The following is a 19,644-nucleotide window of genomic DNA, read 5'->3' on the forward strand; positions in this document are numbered from 1 at the left end:
TGGCAGATTGAAGTGTTTTTTCGTTGGATCAAGCAGCATCTGAACGTACCCCAGCTATTTGGAACAACCCCAAATGCCGTGTATGGTCAGTTGTACACTGCTTTACTGGTTTACGTGCTACTTAAATTGTTGTTCGACCAGGGAAATTCGGTAGTTCATCCGAGTGCTCGGTTATCTTTTGCCGAATTCGATCGGTTATTTAGTATGAACCACTTGCAGCCAGAATGGATCGTCTATTTGACGAGCGTCTTAAACTTTCCCTAAAACCAAAAACTGGTTAATCAACAGGCCTGCTTAAACTGCAATGCAGCTGGGTTGCTCGTTCTTCGTGTGCGGTATAACCGTGGGAACTAAAATGTTACTTGGTCGCGGCGAGAGCAAGCGAACCGTACGCCTCTGCAGAAACATATTTTGGTGCGGTAATAAAAACCGGGTCGAGGAATGGTTCCCAAACCTTCAAACCGAATCCACCGTTCTTGTTAGTGTTTTTTCTTTTTTCATTAGGGTCTGTTCATATCTAGCAATTTTATCATCCAGACGTTCCAACGTTTTCTTCATCTCTTCGATTCTGGTATTGAGCTGCATACGCTGCTCGACTAAGAGCTCTTTTCTTGCCTCATTGGTTTCATCGCCCTGTTGAAACAGTCCGACATACTCAATCAACACTTCAACCGGAAGACCTGCACTTTGTCGCATGCATTTGATAAAATCGACCCACTTACAGTCTTCTTCCGTATACTTCCTGATTCCGCTTTTGTTGCGGTTTACAGGAGGAATCAGTCCGATGCGTTCATAATAACGGAGTGTATCCTGTGAAAGCTCAAATTTTTCGCTTACTTCAGTAATCGTCATCAACATGCCGTTCACCTCCTGTTTTCCGATAGTATTGTGCTTGGAGCCGTGTTGGATAAAGCTACATAGAAGAGTTTACAGTCTGGAGTTAACTCCAAGTCAATAGGAAATAGATTAAAATTGACCTATCCAGGTTGTACATGGGTTGTATTTAGGTCTCACTTGTAATACAGTTCTATTCTAATCCCCACTATAATTAAACATTGATCTATTACTAAACTTCTGTCTATAATTATAAACAGATACAGAACGCATACAATTGCTAATTTAGAGCGATTTGTTAATTAGTGAACAAATGCTTCATCATTGTTTATTATTTTCAGAAAGTACGGTGAACCTCCAGTGACTAAAGTGGATAGACGAATACTCAAAACACAAGAAACGTTAAAAAAAGCGGTTCTTGAATTGATGGCTGAAAAAAGGTTTGATGGTATTACGATCCAAGATCTTTCCGACAGGGCAAATGTCAGCCGGGGAACAATTTATCTTCATTATATGGATAAATACGATTTACTGGACAAGCTCATCGAATCCCATATCAATGAACTCCGAGAAAGGTGCGAAGCCGCAGCTGACATGGACTTTATAAGCGGATCACTGATATGGACCGAATACTTTGAACACAATTATTCGTTCTTCTCGATGATGTTAGCGAGTAAAGGAGCACCTTATTTTCGGAATCGGTTCCTCGACTTTCTTCTCGAAGAGTTTAGGGATGAGGTGGATGTAACCAAAGGAAAAAATCAGGGATTAAGTGAAGATCTTACCGTTAGGTTTGTTGCAACGGCCTACGTAGGGGTAGTCGAATGGTGGTTTACAAACGACAAGCCAATTCCGCATCAAACTTTAGCAAAACAATTGGGGACATTGTTAGAGAGGAATTGCAATTAGAATAATACTAGCATTTAACGACGAATAATAGTTTATACTACCACCTTATAAGGCTTAGCTAAAATAGAAAAAAACCTCCCGAACCGCAGTCTGGGAGGTTTTTGAATTATTGGGATTACTCGACTGGAACCAGGCTGTCAAGAATAGCACGAAGACTAAGTTCACAGCCAGCCATAGACGTATCGGCGACACCGTAGTACATCTTCACGATATCACCTTCAACGAGAGCGCCACAGGCAAAAACGACGTCGCCGAAAAAGCCCTTTTTCTCATACTCGGCTACCGGTTCTAGGATCGGGTTTTCCGACCTTGCGAGAACCTTGGACGGATCGTTCAGATCTAACAGCACTGCGCCCATGCAGTACCGATGCTCCGCTGTTGCACCATGGTACAGCTCCAGCCAGCCGCGGTCGGTCTTAATCGGCACACAGCCGCCGCCCATACGGCCACCGTCCCACATTCCAGCTCGCAATCCGATCAAATGCTTGTGATTTCCCCAATACAGCAGATTGTCTGACTCCGCGATCCACATCTCAGGATTTCCCGTGCTCTTTGTCGTTGGACGGTGTAATGCGTAATATTTTCCATTCACTTTCTCAGGGAAAATGAGAACATCTTTGTTATCCGGCCCGAAAATCATACCATGATATGTCACATTCACAAAGTCGGTCGTCGACACCATCGACTCACCAACGCCTACTGGGCTGACAGCTGAGTAGTAAATGTAATACGTGTCGCCAATTTGGGTGATCCGTGGATCTTCGATTCCGAACGTCTCCAGATTATGCGAAGGATAAAGAAAAGGCATCTCATCTACTGTAAAATGATGTCCGTCCTTGCTGCGGGCAATCCGCAAATACGAAATTGATGTTAAATATTCGAAAGTAGCGCTCTGCGATTTATTCCGAATGACTCGCGGATCTGAGAAGTCGTATCGCTCGTCGTCGAGTCGCAGCTCGATTAGATCAAGATCCTTCTTTTCGATATTGAACACAGGCGCAAGCACAACCTTTGGATCCGGGCTAATCGGCCGCTCCGCTACGCGAAGCAGCATGATGACTTCATCCCCGTAAGCCGCGATGCCTGCATTAAAAGCACCAATCACTTCGAACTGATCACGGTGTGGCTTGACATCAGCAGGAGTAATCAACGGATTTTCTTCATAACGATAAACATTCATAACGGATTCTATAACTCCCTTTTTTCAAACATTTAATTTTCGAATTTGACGAAAGGATCAACAATGGTCAGCTTCTGCGCCTCAGCATCGCTTATTCCAGCGTAAAGCACTGCAGTACCGCCCTCAATATTCCGCACTAAACCGCCGCTGAATACTACATCCATCAAATCTGGGCGTTTCGAAGGTCCTGGCAGGAATGCGTCCCGTACGGCGATCAGCTCGATATCAGAGAACGTGCCGTCCGCCGGATCGAATGCAAATGCCATCGGATAGTAGTGACGGTCACCGCTGTCATCGAAGCAAGCAATATGCCCAAGGACGCCGACCAAACCGTTCTTAAGCAGGTGCGCTTCGTTCGCGCCGCCCCACTCAGCGTCGGTGAATTGTCCTTCAAGCAAAGGAGCCTCATCGATAAGGTCCGTGCTCAATTCATTTAATGATCCGATCCGAACGAAGCCGATCTTGCCGCGGCCGCCCTTTTCCCCTTGCGGGCGGGTAAAGACGCCGATCGACGAGTCTGCAAGCTCTACGAGACGAATATCTTTCATCCCGTCCGGTCCTTTGAAGAAGCTTGTTAATGTATTGATACGCTCGCCTTTGTAGAGCACTGTCCGCCATTTCAGCGCATCAGGAATGTCCGGATTCGGAAATGTTTCAACGCCTCCCAGTACGAGTTCACCAGCGATGCGGGTAAAGAACGGATCCTGCAGTTGGAATACCGGCGCCCCTTCGCGCGGTATCCAGACGCCGTCCTGTTCAACGAAGAACATAATTTCAGACTGCTCGCTGTCGCGAGATTCCACCCTTCCTGCAATGACCAGAACGCCTTCATCCAAGAATGGGGCAGAAATATTGTAAACGTCCTTGCCGTCTACTCCACTTCCATTAAATATTAATTTTTGCGCATCACGGGGCGTTACACCCGACGTTTTATAAGACCGAAGCAGTTCATCGCATGTTTTAACATCGGTTTTGATAAAATCCATACCGTTTTCTCCTTTTACCTATCTCGCTTATTTTAAGTTGAATTGCATGCCTTCCTGGAACTTCTTACCGAAAATAATGAACAAAATGATTATCGGTAACGTCAGCAGCACCGATGCTGCGTACAGCGGACCTGGATAAGTAGCGTAAGGTCCAAACATCTGCGACAACAAAACATTTAAAGTGAGCATATCGTCACTGTTCACGATAATCATGTCCCACAGCAGCTCCGTCCACCGTTCCATGAGCAGGAAGAGGAAAATGATTGTTGTTATGGAACGAGACATAGGCAGCATCACTTTGTACATAATTTTGAAATCACTCGCTCCGTCCAGCCTAGCCGCTTCGATGAACGTAGAAGGAACCGCTTTGAAGAAATTCGTGTACATAAAGATGGCCCACAAGCTGACCGCCTTCGGTATGATCATCCCCATGTAAGTGTCGTACAAACCGACGCGCTGCACGACGAGAAACGTCGGAATGAGCAAAATAATCGCAGGGAAAAACATATGGAACAGCACGAAATTATTGATCGTATCCCGGCCGCGGAAATTGAGCTTTGATAAGGCGTAGGCAACCATCACGCCAGTTAACATCATTAAAGCCGTGGAGCCGACCGAGACGATGACACTATTGAAAAATGCGTTCAGCCATGGTCGTGGCGTTCCGGTTTCGCCGCCAGAAATCAGCCAACTGTATGATTTTAATGAAAAGGAACTAGGTATCACTTTACGGTCGACCTCGCTCCAATCTGCAAAGGAGTGTAAGATCATATACAAATACGGATACACCATGACGAGCAATAAAATTACTGCAATGCCGTAACGAAACGCCCGTCGGCTTGTTTTGTTGCGTTTAGACCCAACCATTGCGTTTCCCCCACATTTCCAGTAATTTTCTTATGATGAAAATCGAGATAAAGGTAGTTATTGAGGCTAACAATGCCACAGCTGACGCATAGCCGGCTTCAAGATTTTTAAATGCTTGATTAAAAATCTCCATTTGCCAAGTGTTCGTTCCGAAGTTCGGCCCGCCCCCAGTCAACTGGTACACTTCCGTGAAAATACCGAACGTAACGCCGAACGATAAAATGAGTGTTGTATAGAAAGCCGGGTAAAGTAGTGGAAGCGTGATACGCCAGAAGCGCTGATTATCTGTTACGCCATCTATCGCAGCCGCCTCATAAACCTCCTTATCAATACTCGATAAGCCCGACGTTAGAATCAACGCATAATAACCTGTAAATTTCCATGCCAAGATTAGTCCGACGACGGACAATGCTGACATGGGCGTGCCGAGCCAATCGATGTTGATGCCCAGCTTGCGAAGCGTGGTATTAATAGGGCTCGTATATGAAAGCAACCCTTTCACGATAAGGGATGACACAACACCCGATGATAGGTAAGGCAAGAAAAATCCAATCAGAAACAGGCTTTTCAATCGCGGTAAGCCGTGAACGACAACTGCAACGCTCAAAGCAAGCACCGTAACAAGCGGAACAAAGACCATCATAAACTTATATGTCACCCAGAACGAGGCATGAACGGCTGGTGATTTAAACGCTTCAATGAAGTTATCGAAGCCAATGAAATTATATTCCGGCGCGATGAGATCCCAATCTGTAAAGGATAGGTAGAAGGACCACAAAAGTGGTCCGAAGAAAAAAATTAGCGAATAAATAAGGTATGGGCTAGTAAATAACCAACCCAACCGATTGTTTTTTTTGTCCATATTATTATCTCCCTACTTTTGAAGGGCGCCTTCAATGGCTTTTTTCATGTTCGCCCATGCTTCTGAAGGTTCGATCTCGCCACGGACGACTTTATTGAATGCTTCTTGACCAATCATCGTCTGCAGGTCGACATACTTTGCATTATCCATCGGAGGAATCGCGTTCGGCACATTCTCCGCATAAGGTTTCAGCTCAGGATTTGCTTCCAAAATAGATTTAAACGAATCATTGCTCGTCAAATCGTCACGTGCTGGCGGCAGCTTCGTTTGCTCAAACCATTTCGCATCGTTTTTCGTATCGGAATAAACCCATTTAATGAATTCAACCGCTGCTTTCTGCTCAGCTTCTGTTGCCTGGGCGAAGATCACAAGACCTTTCGTATCGGCAAATGTTTTACTTGCAGCTGGATCCGCGCCATCCGGTACAGGCGGCATGGTCAATGCAAACGTCTCATCTATTTTCATGTTAGGATATTTCTCGGCCCACATGCTGAATGTCCATGGACCTAAGTCAGTGAAGACACCTACGCCATTCTCAAAAGGATCCGTTACGGTTTGCGTCAATATCCCTTTTTCTTTGCGAAGGTTATCCACGAAAGTGAGCACTTCAATTCCGGCCTTGTCATCCCCGACAAATTTACTTCCATCTACCAGTTTGTTGCCGTTAGAAGCCGCATCATACAGCATATAGAAATCGAACCAACGCTTCCAGAAAGTTGGATCTGCAAGGTCTGGCTTCGCCCAGACGAATTTATCCGGATACTTTGCTTTCAACTTCTTTGCCACATCGATCATCTCGCTGTAGGTTTTCGGTAATGTATCGATACCCGCTTCTTTCAAAATATCAATGCGCCAGCCGAACAGCATAGGGTTCGAATAAATCGGCAGTACGTATTGATGACCGTCAGCAAACTTCCAAGGTTCAAGCGTTGCAGACATATTACGGTTCTTTACGATATCTTCGAAACCAGGCAGCGACTCGAGTGGAACGAGTGCCTTACTGTTCGCCAACTGAGCGGCAAAACCGCGGTTAATATTTTCTGAGATCGTCGGTGCGCTCTTTCCTGCGATTGCCGCCTGAATGCTCGCTTCTGAACTTGGCGACTCTTTAATTGGGCTCACATTGATTTTGACCGTTGGGTTCTCTTTTGTGTACTCAGCGGCAATTTCTTTCCAATACGCCTGCTGCGTTGGATTCGGAGCAGCCCAAAATTCGATGGTCGTTACGTTGGCAGCGTTGTCATTGTTCGGCTTATCACTGCTTTTCGCGCAAGCTGCCAGCATGGAGCTTGCCATAACGGTAACGAGTAGTGTGGATACCATCTTTTTCATTTGTAAATACCCTCCTTGGATGTTGGGGAAATCTGTTTTGCCAAGCGGTACTGACTATTCAAACAACGTTACAATAACATTACAAATAATTACTAAACAACATTTGTAACTGTCTTGTCACTTATTATTAACCTTTTGTAACGCAAAGTCAAGCAAATATATCATGCAAATACTTACTTACAAGATGAACTTATATTTACTTATTTAATTTGTAACGTTACAATAAATCATATAAAGTCCGTCTGCATCCTTGAGGCGGGAAAGGATGTTACGGTATGAAACCAAAAGTAACGATGCAGCAAATAGCCGATGAGCTCAAGCTATCCAAAAACTCCGTTTCTCAAGCACTATCAGGCAAGGATGGCGTCAGTGAAGAAACACGTAATCTAGTTATGAATAAAGCGCAAGAATTGGGATATAACTATCCAAAAAATAAGAAAACATCTATTGGATCCCAAGAAACATCTAAACAAACGGGGACATTAGCGCTCATTGCATCCGACTTCGCATTTAGTATGCGCGGGTTTTTCGGAGAAATTTACTTAAGCATTGAGAAAGAAGCCAAACAGCGGGGATATGAGCTGCTTATTCAATCCATCGACCGTACTGCAATTGCTGAACGCAAACTATTCCCATTCCTACAGAACCGATCGGTAGATGGTTTGATTATCTTGTCGCATATAACGACGGAATATACGAAAATGCTATTGAGAACAGGTATTCCAGCCGTAATGATCGATCATCATCATCCAGATCTGCAAGTGGACTGTATTCTGACAAATAACCGTTTTGGTTCTTATGAAGCGATTAGGCATTTGGTCGAACTTGGACACCGGGACATCGGTTTTGTAGGAGATACCCAGTTCTCGCCCAGTTATCAGGAACGGTTGGACGGATATCGGATGGCGATGCAGGCGTTTGGGTTGGCCGTCAAGGAGATGTGGGTTTGCTCACGGGCGGTTGAAGACAGTACATTTATTCACGAATACACAAAAAGCTTGGAGAGCCAGCCTACTGCCTGGTTTTGTGTGAATGACGGATTAGGGTTTTTCATAACCTCCTCCGTGCAGCAACTTGGTATGAAAGTACCGGAAGAAGTATCCATTGTCAGCTTCGATAATGGCTATTTATCTCAAATTTCAACCCCTCCATCCACGACGATCGATGTTGACTTAAAACTGTTCGCCGCCAAAGCAGTTGAACGGCTCATGGAGCGTATAAACGATCCGATACAGCCCTACACCGAGCTGCATCTGCCTACCAAGCTGGTTGTGAGGGAATCCACAGGCCGACCGAGGGATTAAGGACGGATCGATAATGCTCATTTTCGATATTCTGTCATTTGTAACCGATCCGATTAAGTGGATTTGCAGGCTGAAATACACAAAACCGTCAGGGAAGTCCATCCTGACGGTTTTTCATTTGCAAATGCAGCGTTCTCCAGAGCCGCTAGTTAGGATATGAAGGATTAATTACTGCTTGTCCACGAGCCCCTGCCCGTTTTGTTTGAGCTTTAGGGTCTAAGATGCTGCAGACTTGTTCTATGCTCAACTCGTCGTGTGGCTTGAAATCCTCTGAAGCGGCATAGTTAAGCAAGCTATGAAGCAGCTGCCGTACTTCCGGTTTATCCTGCTGCCCTAAGAGATCGCTTGAGCATACAAGCAGACTGCCCTCACCGACTCTAGCTTCAAAAATAAGAGCGAGCTTATGGTTTCGTTCAAAGTTGTCAATGACTTGCACGATAGGACGGAAGTTCTCCGGCAAATCATCAAGAATAAGGGAATGCGAATTCATGACAATTGGCCACCACTGCCAATTGCTGTGAAATTCAGTCGGGAACGAATGAAAAGCAGGATGCTGTTCATCGCATAGGATTCCGAGTGTTCCAGGCGCCGGCTCAGCGTGTTTTCCTTCACAAATGGAGCGGAACATCGGATAACACCAGAAATCGGAAGCGAATGCACCTTTAATGTGAGAAGATAGCTCCTCCTGCTTAGGAAGCAATAGTACGCGGCCGCCAGCATCTAATAGGCTGTAAACCTCATGATCGAACGATTGACGCAAATAAACGTGATTCGATGGCTGCGTCCCGACCTTTTCCGGGTACACCCAAATAGGATAATGATTTACGATTTCATTGCCTTTCCATTTCAGCTCTAACGACAACTTTCCAGGAACCTTAGCCTCAGACAGATCAATTTCAATCGTACCCATAATCTTGAGAACGCCTTGCTGGACATCCATTGATTCGGTTTCCCCAGCTCCGATTACAAGGTCACCCTGTTTGATTGACCATGCAAGCTTTACTGCAGAAAGATCTCTTGGGCCAAAATTAGCCATCTCCAACTGCGCTTTAAATCGTTCATTTGAAGCGTACGTATATCGTGGGAAACGAGCCAGCACTACAATCTCTGAGCAAAACTCACGCCATTGCTCAGGCTCAATAAAACCCTTTGATTCCATAAATGCGTCCAGGATTCCAACTAAGGCCGTGCCTTGACCAGGGAAGTCCTGCAAATCAAGCATTTGGAAACCGCCAAAGCCCGGCGTCCGCAAGGCAGCCTCGATTTCTTCGCGGTAACAAATAACGGCGAGCTGTCCGGATGCCCGGAAGAAATCATCCGCTTGATCAACCATTCCCATGCTGTGAAGCCTTTCACTAAACACTTCGAAATTCCGTGCTTGCAGGACACCAGTATACTTGTCTATCTCTCGGAAATTAGGAAAGGATTGATATTGTCCGATTTCATGGCTTATCGTGGGTACGTTAATTTCCGGCAGATTCCCCCTGTAATCCGTTAGTGTAGACGGATAATTCGCTTGTACATGCCCTAGCGGCAAGTCAGCGTGGGAGAATGAAGCGCGAACTATCGAGTCTCCATGGCCTGTTCGCATCGTTACCCAAAAATCAGAATCATCCGAGAACGACGGGGCCCAGAAATAGTTGTTTGCCCCTTCGGCATATAACCGCCTATTATCTAGTTCCCTATACTCGTTCAGGAGACTGGACATCGCTTTGCGGCTTCCATGCAGTTCGTTGCCAAGGGTAAACAAGGCAAACGAAGGGTGATTTCCGTAGTCTTCTAATATACGTAATCCTTCATTCCGCAAATATTCCGCCATCGCCTCATCGTAACCTTCATCTTCCGGATCCTGAAACGCTCCCCAATAGGGCAGCTCCGGTTCAAAATAAATGCCTAACAGGTCGGCTGCCATAAATCCGGCTTCGGGAGGGCAGCAGGTATGAAAGCGGTAATGGTTAATACCATAGGACTTGGCAACCGATAATACCTTCACCCACTCTTCCAACGTCATTGGTGAATAGCCCGTCAAAGGAAATGTTAACGCATCGTGTTTTCCCCTCAAAAAAACTTTACGCCCATTGTTCGTAAACTGCGTTCCTGCGGTTCCAAATTCACGCATACCGAAGCTAACCGTCTGATCGTCCCGGTATCTCGTTCCGGCTGTGCTCGTCTCAAGTGTCAGTTGTAAATGATGCAGGATAGGCGTGAACTCATCCCATAATGCTGCATCTTCACCCATGGCATAATCCAGCTCCACCTTTTGATTGCCCGGTATCGTACGGATCTGAATCGTTTTTTCGGCAATCAACGCTCCTGCCTCGCTTAGCTTTGTATGATCCGCCTGCGAAATAGTAACTTTGGCATCCGCATAATCCGCAGTATCATTAATTAACTGAAACTTTAGTCGAACAGACTTTTTTGCGACGTCTGGATAGGCCTGAATGTTCTCCATGCGGACTGCCTCTGCGACCTGAATTTCAAGTCTCCCAAGCAAACCGTTCCAGTTCGTTTGCGTATCCGGAGATGTCATATGTCCGCCTTTAACAGGCAACCCGCTGTTGTCGACCAAAACTGTCAGAGTATAAGTTCCAGCATCCATGGGACCTAGCTCATAAACATGAGGGGTACTTACACTATTCTGAATTCCCTTCCAATCCTCGCCGATCCAGACCTGCGACACTCTTGTCCGCTCCATATACAGCCGGATTTGTTTACCGGTCCATTCTCCTTTTATCTCTATCTCCCTTTGATACCAGGCATAGCCGAATAGAGGGTAGGTTTCCGTTAGATGTGCAATCTCCCGTGCCGAGTTATAATTGCCTTTTTTGTTCTCAGCCGTCGTACCCGGCAGTTGAATCACATCCGATAGTTTGCTATTAAAAAATTTTTGGATAATTCCTTGCTTCGCATCATCCAAACTAAATCTCCACGTCCCTGCAATGGACTCCCTAATCATGTCTGATAACCTCCGTTATTGGATTACAAATTGTCGTTAATAATAGTCTCTAAATTCTTGCGGCGTATATCCCGTTGTCTTCTTGAACAAATATGCAAAATAAGCAGGAGTTTGGAACCCGACTTGTTCGGATACCTCATATACCTTGATACTCGGATCGCGCAGAAGCTCCTTCGCTTTATTCATCCGTGTTTCCTGTAAAAAGTCTGAGATGGTTTTGCCCATTTCTTTTTTGAAAAGCACACTTAGGTAACTGGCATTCAAATGATAGATTCCTGCTATTTGCTTGACGGTGACATGCTCCTGGAAGTGATTCTCCATATACTCGATAACCTTACCGATTAAATTATGCCGCTGGCTCGCCTCACCCTTTGTTTCAATGGCCATGTAGCGGTGAATGTAATCGAGTACCGTGTCTCGGATTTGCGTTTCGTTTCTGCAGTGGATAAGCTTTTGCCACATTTGCAGATTCATTTCTCCGCCCAGATCGCTGTTCCATTTCTGCTTGCGGGCCAGCTCACTCAGTATCGCCATGCCAAACGCTTGGATATAGGTAAAATGCATCGATGGCTGCGATAACAGTAAATCAAATACATTGTTTACGTAAGCGACAACCTTATGGGAATCCGATGAGGTTTCTGTTAGCTGTATAATTTCGGGTATTACCTCTTCACGCAGTCGAAATTGTTGATACTCCGTCTCATCCAGGTGATCGTAATGCGAGATTTGGCCGTCTTCTACCAGCCGGGATCTGGCTATCATGAATTTAGCTTCCTTGTAAAGCGACGGAATTTCTTCCCAAGATGCACATACCCTGCTAATGCCGATGGTGACCGTTGTCCCGTACTGCTCCTGCATGACGCTTTGCACGAATGTCAGCTGCTTGTCCATAGCAGCACGTTCACTTGGAATTAAATCAATATGCAGCGCCGCAACCTCATCCGCACCGATCTTGGCAACAAATACTTGTTTATATTCACTAAGTCCAATATTAACCGCTTTCAAGAGTCCTGCTCCAATAACAACACGCTCTCTTGCTTCCTGTCCTGAAGAATGGTAATCATCGAAGCCGAACACAATTAAACCGATTTCTTGATGGTTCAATGGAAGTCCAAGCAGGCGTCCCCATGAATGCAGCATCTCAGGATTAACTCCACCTTCTTCAATTACATCCGTCACAAAACGCTCTCTTACGACGTCAAGGCTGCCAGTTACTTTCTTCTGCAGCTCAAGCGTTTGATTTTTCATTTGCTCCATCTTTTCTAATGTCGTCCGAAATCCGGTTAATTTACTTTCTACTTCTTCTACTTTTATAGGCTTTAGTACGTAGGCTTGAGCCCCGACATTCATCGCTTCCTGGACAAATTCAAATTCGTTATAACCGCTGATCATAAGAACCTGAAGCTGAGGACGAGTTGCTTTGCACTCAGCAACAAGATCAATCCCGGTCATTACTGGCATTGAAACATCAGAAATAAGCACGTCGAACTCGAATTTATCCATTAAATCCAGTGCCTCTTGTCCCGACTCTGCCGTGGAAGGAACATCGTATCCGAGCTCTTCCCATTTAATATAACGAACCAGCCCTTGAATATGAGAGGGTTCATCATCAACGATTAATGCTTTTAACAACGTCACACATCCTTCCTGATCTGTGGCCTTTGTACACATGCCGGGATACTGATACTAACCGCCGTCCATTCATTTTCTTTGCTCTCAATTGTAAATTCATGTCGATCCTCAAAGTACAGCTGAAGCCGCTCCCGGATATTCGCAGTGCCAAACCCGTTTCCGTTCCCTACCCGCTTTCCTGATCGTATTTGTTCCAGCACCTCTTCTGAAATGCCTCTGCCGTTGTCGTAGACTTCGAGCCGAACGTTCCCGTGTTTCATTTCAACAGATATTCGAATGACGGCATCTTTCCTGCCCGTAATGTTGCCATGCAAATAACAGTTTTCCACGATGGGCTGCAGAAGCAGCTTAATCGTATATAGATTCAGTAATTCCTGATCGATATTCCACTCCATTCTTACTCTTCCTGGATAGCGCATCTCCTGAATATCCAGGTACGCCTTTACATGCTCAAGTTCGCCCTGAATATGCGTCACATTAATTTTGTTATCTAAAGCCAATCGGTAAAAAGCGGTTAAAGCATCAATCGTCTTAAGCTGCGTCTCATCCTGTAAATCGAGCGCCCGCCATCTAAGCAAGCTTAACGAATTGTAAATGAAATGCGGATTGATTTGCGCCTGCAAAGCTTTGAATGATTGCTCACGTTCCTTGAGATTCGCTTGCGTAATATCCTCAACAAGCTTGCCTAAGCGGCCGGACATCGAATTAAATAAGATTTCGAGCTCGCCTAGTTCATCCTTTTCCGTATTCCTTATGCTAACATCGAACTGGCCTTGACTTACATCATACATTCGAGTGCCGAGCTTACGAATTCGCCAGACAACGTTTTTGAGAACGGTCATCATCAAAAAGGTTGAAAATAATAGAAAAAAGAAAACAACTAAAATGATGCCATATAAAATCGTCTTGGACTGCTTTTCCAACTGATCCATATGAATCACCGCGGCAACCTGCCATTTCGAATCAATGGGTTTCACCATAAACAGATTTCCATTTACCATAAGACCGCCGGTTACGCTTGCCTCTTCATAATTCTCCGATAAAGAAGTGGTTTGAACCGTCAAACCGATTTTCTTAGGATCAGAAGAAACGATAATATTCCCGCTCTCGTCAATGATCGATAATTCGCCGGAACCGCTGAATGGACGGTCAAATAACTTTCCAAAAACCGTCTTATAATCGAGCGGCATATATATGATCCCTAGTAAGTGGCCTGAAGGAGCACTGATTTTATGAGAAATGACGAGTTTGTCTTTATTAACGTTGCTCCAGCTTAACGAACGGGCGGCCTGCTTTGCTTTCGTAAACCATTCCGTTTCGCTCAAACCCGGCAGTAACATACGCTCTTCAGATTTCCAAAGCAGCCGTCCGTCCTGTACAAGCATTGGATTGGTATGATAGATTCGAAAATCGTCAATGCCCGGCAAATATTTACTCGTGAATACGAAAGAGCGGTCAACATACTCTACCGTATTTAATTGCTCGAACATATTCGAATAATCCCGACTTAACCTTGAAATAAGTTCTCCGTCTGTAGCCGTCCTTATAGCAAGCACATCGTAGCTCTGTTTGCGAAATTCTATATTTTGCACCGTTTGGCGCATTGCTTCATTAATCGTAACCAAATAATTCGCGCGGAAGCTTTCCAATGCAAGATAACCAGCAGCAACTCCAAGCAGTATCGTAGGAATAAAAATAATGGCGACGTAAAGAATCAATACCTTTCGTCGGAGGTTCATGCTGCTTGTAAAACGGATAACGATACGTTCAAATCTGCGGCGTAAGCGCAATATAATCCCCTCCTTCCCATCATTCTACTCATTATACGCGCAATGGAAAAGGGAGCAACCGCATTGCAGCGGTTGCTCCTTCGGCAGTTATCATTCGCCTTATTCTTTGATTAATGCATCATATTGCTCAAACCATTCTTGCTTCACTTCGCTCCAGTGGCTTCGTTTTTCCAGCGCATCGCGGAATGCCTGCCAAGTGGATTCGAACTGCTCGTCGCTCGTGGACATGATGAGCTTCGCGCGGTATTCCTTACGGATATTTTCAAGCTCAGGCAAGTATTTCTCCAGCAGACCGCCTGCTTTAGCCTTCACGAGATCATGGGGTTCCGTACTGCGCACGCCGCCCATTTGGCCAACCGCTTCGGTGAATTCTGCCGTTTTCTTGCTTCCAGCCTTGTTGCTTTGGCCGTAGTTCCACCATGGATACCAGTCATTATTATAGGAAGAAATCATATATAATTCAGGCGTTACTTTTGCTTTTTGTGCAGGCTCTCCCGAATTTCGTGCTTTTTCGTACTCTGCGTCAATGTATTTCCATTGTCCGAGCGGCTGGTCAATCCAACCCCAGAACTTGCCTTCCGGGCCTTCATTAATGACATTTTGTTGTTCCGCATTCGGCTTCAAGGTGTAGTCTAGAAACTTCATAATCGATTCAATATTTTTGGAGTCCTTACTGATGTATACATCATAACCGGGATAAGGATTAATTACGGTATTCGCTCCAAGCTTATCCACACCTTGCACTTTAGGGAAAGGTACGACCTGATAGAACCAGCCCGGCTCCGTCGGTCCGTCCAGTTGTTCCCACAGGGTTGGGTCCACATTAAAGAAGCTCCCTACATTCATCGCTACCCGTCCGGCTTTGTTTTTCTCCTTGTAACGTTCCTTCTTGTCGGTTACAACCTCGGGATCAACCAAATTAGAACGATACATCTTGTTCATCCATTGATAGGCAGCTTTATACTGCGGATCGTCGTACAAGAGAACAAGCTCGTCACCTTTCTTCTCGGCCGGTATGATTCCGCCGCCCGTCGTTACGCCGAACGTGCTCAGAACCGCGTTTTCATCGTTCCAGCTTGCTGTGTCGTTAGGGTCCATCAGGAAACTAAGCGGCAGCAATGGCTTGCCGGAATCGTCTTTTTGCTCTGCCGCTTTCTTCAGATACGCTTCTACGCCTTCTAAGGTAGCCAAATCTGCAACGGTCATGCCTGCTTTCTCCAGCACGTCCGTACGAACGAGCCAGGTTTGCGAAGCCCAGCCCGGCCACGGGTTATCTGGATTTTGATCAAACCAGGTGGGTATCGACCAAATATGGCCATCAGCATCCTTCATCTCTTCCAAATATTCTTTTGGAATGGCTGCTAGGCTGGGATACTTATCCGGCATTTCGAAATATTGCTCTACCGAAATGACCTTCTTGGATCGGATCATGGCTGCTTTAACGATTTCGCTGCGGCCAAATACGGCTGCATCTTTAAATCCGCCAGTATTCAGCTTCAGGTTTAGAGCGGTTACCGCGTCGCCCTGCGTAGCTTCAAGTTCTACTTCGATGCCCGGTTCTTCTTCTTTCCAATATTTTTGAACAAGGCTATCATTGTTGATTGTTGCGGACCATCCTAACCACAAATTAAACTTTTCCGAACCCTTTGCTGCATCTCCATTGTCTTTCTCTTCTGCAGCTCCCTTCGTATTGTTGTTCGATGAATTCGAATCCGAAGAACATCCAACGGCAGCCGTAAGTAATATGACGATCGCCAATGCTGCAAGACCGCTATTTCTGAGCCACTTACCCTTCTTCATTCCTTTTTCTCCCCTTTTAGTTTCATTTACCTTGGTATATGGTTAATCTTAATACCCTCAAATGGTTGGCTATTACCCTTTAACCGAGCCGATGAGTACACCCTTTACAAAATACTTCTGGAGGAATGGGTACACACATAGGATCGGAATCGCGCTTACCATTACGGTTGCCATTTTGATTGACATCAAAGTCACATTTTGCATTTGCGATCCTCTTGCAAGTGCTTCCTGATTCGAATTCGACCCTAATATGGCAGACATATCCTGTGCTGAAAGCAGCTGCTGAAGGAAAGTTTGGACAGGGATTAAATCTTGCTCGGTGACGTAGAATGCTCCGGCGAACCAATCATTCCAATGCCCGACAGCTGTGAATAAACCAATAGCAGCCAGCATTGGCTTCGACAACGGAACGATGATCTGAATGAGAATTCGGAATGGCCCTGCGCCATCCAACTCGGCCGACTCAATCAGCGCTTCTGGAATGCCTTGGATAAACTTCAGCATAACGAACATATTCCACGCAGAGAATAAGCCCGGTATAATATAGACCAAAAAATTATTAATCAGACCCATGTTATATAACTGAATATATAGTGGTACAAGTCCGCCGTTAAAGAGCATGGTGATGAGAATATAGCTGAGAATCGACTTCCGAAACGGAACCCGTTGATAAGATAGGCCGAAAGCAACCATTAACGTGACTAGAAGTCCAGCTATCGTGCCGAGAACTGTCCGTGCAATCGTTATAAGATAAGCATGCTGAATCACTTCATTCCCCAGCACGATTTCATAATTTATAAACGTAAACGCTCTAGGCCATAAATATACCCCGCCCTTCGCTGCATCTGTTCCCTCGTTTAACGAAATAGACAGCATGTAGGCGAACGGATAGAGCACGGATAAGCAAAGCAGCAGCATTAAAAAGACAAGGATGCTTTGGGAGATTATTTCCCCAGTCGAACGTTTCTTCAATTACCATAACCCCTCGCCATTCAGTTTTCTGGATACCTGGTTTGTGAGTACGACTAGAACAAGGCTAATAAGTGAAGAGAGCAGTCCAATTGCGGTAGCCATTCCAAAATACCCCTGTTGAAGCCCGCTTCGAAGAACATATGTATCCAGAACATCCGCCACTTGCATATTCGCCGGATTCATAAGCGGATAAATCTGATCCATGCCTACAGCGATTAAACTCGGGATGCTGAGGATAAGGACAATAGATACTGTAGGCATAATGCCAGGCAGCGTGACATGCCGAATCTGAGCCCACTTCCCCGCGCCTTCCACTTTAGCTGCTTCATACAACTGCGGATCAATAGCCGAAATGGCTGCAAGATACAAAATCGTATTCCAGCCTACTTCTTTCCACAGACCGCTAGAAATAACCATAGGCCGGAACCACGCCTCTGATCCAAGGAAAAATATTGGCTCTCCGCCCATTTTGGTAATCATGTCGTTAGCCAAACCGCCATCCAGCGTTAGAAATGATTGCAAAATGTAAGCTACAACAATCCAAGAGAAGAAATGCGGCAAATAGCTCACGGACTGTACGAACCTTTTGAAGCCAGAATGAACCAATTCATTAATCATTATGGCCAGTATTATAGGCGCTGGAAAACCGAATATAAATTTCAATACTGAAATAAACAGCGTGTTCTTAACGACGATCCAAAATTGCGATTCCTGTAAAAATGAAAAGTTCTCCAACCCTACCCAAGTACTGTCCCAAATCGATGACCCGATCTGAAAATCTCGAAATGCGATTTGGATGCCTGCCATAGGAATATAATTGAATAAAAACAAAAGTAAAACGGCCGGAAAAATCATTACATATTGCCAACGATATTTGTATAGGCTTGCTAACATGATGTCGCGTCCCTCCTTATACTATTCATTGTAAGGGGATTCAAAAGTGTAAACTATATAACGATGATTGGATTTTCATCGTAATGATTTGCATTTATCTTCATTCGGTTAATCAAGTTAGCCCATACCGCATTAATCCATTAGGAAATGGAACACAAAAAAGAGGGTGCCCCAAAAGCCATAGGCTTTAGAGGCACCCTCTTCAATGTTTAAAATCTGTAAAAAACAAAGAAACCAACCTTTGGTAAAATGGAGGTACCACCCAACCATCTTCGAAAGGAAGGTTTCTATGTACATTCAATATACCATGGACCAACTTACCCTGCCAATGGATTTGGCGGAAGATATTCCCGAAAATCACCTCGTTCGTGTCGTGAACGCTGCCGTGAACCGTCTGAGCGATCACATCTTTGCCGACGCTTATCCCGGCGGCGGCCGAGACAGCTATCACCCGAAAATGTTAACGAAAGTCATCATTTATGCCTACACCCAGCGGATCTACTCCTCCCGTCAAATCGCTAAGGCCGTTCGTGAAAATATTATGTTTATGTGGATTACAGGTCGGCAACGACCAGACTTCCGTACCATCAATCGGTTACGTTCTGAGCGAATGAAAGAGACATTGGAAACCGTCTAAGCTCGACAATTGGCATTACGACGAGGAAGAAGATACGTGGACATGCGCAAATGGACAGAAACTTGTCTTTCGCTATGAAAGTAAAGATACGACGGAAAGTGAATTTGAAATCAGACATCGTCATTACCTCAGCGTGAGCTGTGAAGGGTGTCCCCTCAAACCCGCTTGTACGAAGGCGCAAGGCGACCGAGAGGTTCGAGTCAGTCTGAGATATATGCGCTACAAGCAGCAGGTGAGGGAAAAGCTGTGCAGCGAGGAAGGTTATGCGCTGTCGGTGAGACGAATGATTGAACCCGAAAGTGTATTCGGGCAGATAAAGAATAACCGGGGATTCCGGCGGTTTCTGCTTCGCGGCTTGCCAAAAGTAAGCCTAGAGGTCGGGTGGCTTTCGCTTGCCCATAATCTACTTAAGCAAGCAACCATAGACCAGAATAGAAAAATAGCGGTACAGGAATAGTCCCCTGTACCGCTATTTTTTCACGTTTTCCAACATTTCTGTTCAAAGCGAGCTATCTCTCCTGCGAGGTTTTGGCTTGCGGTGATATTTCCTGTAACTCTCGTAGGCATTCCATTATTATTGTGGATTATTGGCACCATTCGCAAAAAAAACAAGTTGCAATAGCAATTTCGCTCCGACTTCTCGTTCGTTCGATAAATATTGTTGATCCAACTATCCTGCCTGCTGGCTT

The 19,644-nt window shown here is 45.3% G+C and carries 15 protein-coding genes and 1 pseudogene; 4 read left to right on the top strand and 12 right to left on the bottom strand.

The window, feature by feature from the left end:
• Window positions 1-264: transposase (locus tag RCO25_RS30715; protein WP_374992195.1), on the top strand; the 264-nt coding region annotated here is incomplete at its 5' end.
• A gap of 192 nt (window positions 265-456) precedes the next feature.
• On the opposite strand, the gene RCO25_RS30720 is transcribed toward RCO25_RS30715, so the two are convergent.
• On the bottom strand, window positions 457-858 hold the full coding sequence (locus RCO25_RS30720) for a MerR family transcriptional regulator (RefSeq protein ID WP_308999887.1): 402 nt from the start codon (window positions 856-858) through the stop codon (window positions 457-459).
• 336 nt (window positions 859-1,194) lie between these two features.
• Between RCO25_RS30720 and RCO25_RS30725 the strand changes: the two genes are divergently transcribed.
• On the top strand, window positions 1,195-1,743 hold the full coding sequence (locus RCO25_RS30725) for a TetR/AcrR family transcriptional regulator (RefSeq protein WP_308999888.1): 549 nt from the start codon (window positions 1,195-1,197) through the stop codon (window positions 1,741-1,743).
• Window positions 1,744-1,858: 115 nt separating this feature from the next.
• Here RCO25_RS30725 and RCO25_RS30730 read toward each other — a convergent pair whose 3' ends face one another.
• From RCO25_RS30730 to RCO25_RS30750, 5 genes are read right to left on the bottom strand one after another with little or no spacing between them, the layout of a single operon-like run.
• Window positions 1,859-2,923, bottom strand: coding sequence for a BtaManbiosPhlase (locus tag RCO25_RS30730; RefSeq protein ID WP_308999889.1), 1,065 nt, complete (start codon window positions 2,921-2,923; stop codon window positions 1,859-1,861).
• A gap of 32 nt (window positions 2,924-2,955) precedes the next feature.
• A complete protein-coding gene (locus RCO25_RS30735) occupies window positions 2,956-3,909 on the bottom strand; it encodes an MTP-1 family protein (RefSeq protein ID WP_308999890.1) in 954 nt (317 codons plus the stop codon).
• 27 nt (window positions 3,910-3,936) lie between these two features.
• Window positions 3,937-4,776 (bottom strand): carbohydrate ABC transporter permease, encoded by an 840-nt coding sequence (locus tag RCO25_RS30740; protein WP_308999891.1) that lies wholly within the window; start codon window positions 4,774-4,776, stop codon window positions 3,937-3,939.
• Window positions 4,763-5,638: a carbohydrate ABC transporter permease gene (locus tag RCO25_RS30745; RefSeq protein ID WP_308999892.1), complete on the bottom strand. Its 876-nt coding sequence runs from the start codon at window positions 5,636-5,638 to the stop codon at window positions 4,763-4,765. The genes RCO25_RS30740 and RCO25_RS30745 overlap by 14 nt, the downstream gene beginning before the upstream one ends.
• 12 nt (window positions 5,639-5,650) lie before the next feature.
• The gene (locus RCO25_RS30750; protein ID WP_308999893.1) at window positions 5,651-6,970 is read right to left on the bottom strand and encodes an extracellular solute-binding protein; all 1,320 of its coding nucleotides are present in this window, start codon (window positions 6,968-6,970) and stop codon (window positions 5,651-5,653) included.
• A 275-nt stretch (window positions 6,971-7,245) separates the two neighbouring features.
• On the opposite strand from RCO25_RS30750, the gene RCO25_RS30755 reads away from it, so the two are divergent.
• Window positions 7,246-8,274, top strand: a complete 1,029-nt coding sequence (locus RCO25_RS30755) for a LacI family DNA-binding transcriptional regulator (RefSeq protein ID WP_308999894.1) — start codon at window positions 7,246-7,248, stop codon at window positions 8,272-8,274.
• Window positions 8,275-8,419: 145 nt separating this feature from the next.
• On the opposite strand, the gene RCO25_RS30760 is transcribed toward RCO25_RS30755, so the two are convergent.
• From RCO25_RS30760 to RCO25_RS30785, 6 genes are all read right to left on the bottom strand, one after another.
• Complete coding sequence (locus tag RCO25_RS30760; protein WP_308999895.1) at window positions 8,420-11,230, bottom strand: sugar-binding domain-containing protein; 2,811 nt, start codon at window positions 11,228-11,230, stop codon at window positions 8,420-8,422.
• Window positions 11,231-11,266: 36 nt separating this feature from the next.
• Window positions 11,267-12,868, bottom strand: a complete 1,602-nt coding sequence (locus RCO25_RS30765) for a response regulator (RefSeq protein ID WP_308999896.1) — start codon at window positions 12,866-12,868, stop codon at window positions 11,267-11,269.
• Window positions 12,865-14,652, bottom strand: a complete 1,788-nt coding sequence (locus RCO25_RS30770; RefSeq protein WP_308999897.1) for a cache domain-containing sensor histidine kinase — start codon at window positions 14,650-14,652, stop codon at window positions 12,865-12,867. Before RCO25_RS30770 ends, RCO25_RS30765 begins: the two co-directional genes overlap by 4 nt.
• A 99-nt stretch (window positions 14,653-14,751) precedes the next feature.
• Entirely contained in the window at window positions 14,752-16,452 is a 1,701-nt protein-coding gene (locus RCO25_RS30775; RefSeq protein ID WP_308999898.1) for a type 2 periplasmic-binding domain-containing protein, read from the bottom strand.
• 72 nt (window positions 16,453-16,524) lie between these two features.
• Window positions 16,525-17,424 (bottom strand): carbohydrate ABC transporter permease, encoded by a 900-nt coding sequence (locus RCO25_RS30780; protein ID WP_308999899.1) that lies wholly within the window; start codon window positions 17,422-17,424, stop codon window positions 16,525-16,527.
• On the bottom strand, window positions 17,425-18,318 hold the full coding sequence (locus RCO25_RS30785; protein ID WP_308999900.1) for an ABC transporter permease: 894 nt from the start codon (window positions 18,316-18,318) through the stop codon (window positions 17,425-17,427).
• 289 nt (window positions 18,319-18,607) lie between these two features.
• Between RCO25_RS30785 and RCO25_RS30790 the strand changes: the two are divergent.
• A pseudogene (locus RCO25_RS30790) lies at window positions 18,608-19,412 on the top strand (transposase).
• Window positions 19,413-19,644: the final 232 nt, after the last annotated feature.

The organism is Paenibacillus sp. LHD-38 (genome assembly GCF_031157315.1).
In the GTDB taxonomy this organism is placed as follows: domain Bacteria; phylum Bacillota; class Bacilli; order Paenibacillales; family Paenibacillaceae; genus Pristimantibacillus.

Bases quoted from the DNA above. Each gene is read 5' to 3' on its own strand.
- RCO25_RS30720 (WP_308999887.1), bottom strand. From the start codon at position 858: ATGTTGATGACGATTACTGAAGTAAGCGAAAAATTTGAGCTTTCACAG.
- RCO25_RS30730 (WP_308999889.1), bottom strand. From the start codon at position 2,923: ATGAATGTTTATCGTTATGAAGAAAATCCGTTGATTACTCCTGCTGAT.
- RCO25_RS30735 (WP_308999890.1), bottom strand. From the start codon at position 3,909: ATGGATTTTATCAAAACCGATGTTAAAACATGCGATGAACTGCTTCGG.
- RCO25_RS30740 (WP_308999891.1), bottom strand. From the start codon at position 4,776: ATGGTTGGGTCTAAACGCAACAAAACAAGCCGACGGGCGTTTCGTTAC.
- RCO25_RS30745 (WP_308999892.1), bottom strand. From the start codon at position 5,638: ATGGACAAAAAAAACAATCGGTTGGGTTGGTTATTTACTAGCCCATAC.
- RCO25_RS30750 (WP_308999893.1), bottom strand. From the start codon at position 6,970: ATGAAAAAGATGGTATCCACACTACTCGTTACCGTTATGGCAAGCTCC.
- RCO25_RS30755 (WP_308999894.1), top strand. From the start codon at position 7,246: ATGAAACCAAAAGTAACGATGCAGCAAATAGCCGATGAGCTCAAGCTA.
- RCO25_RS30760 (WP_308999895.1), bottom strand. From the start codon at position 11,230: ATGATTAGGGAGTCCATTGCAGGGACGTGGAGATTTAGTTTGGATGAT.
- RCO25_RS30775 (WP_308999898.1), bottom strand. From the start codon at position 16,452: ATGAAGAAGGGTAAGTGGCTCAGAAATAGCGGTCTTGCAGCATTGGCG.
- RCO25_RS30785 (WP_308999900.1), bottom strand. From the start codon at position 18,318: ATGTTAGCAAGCCTATACAAATATCGTTGGCAATATGTAATGATTTTT.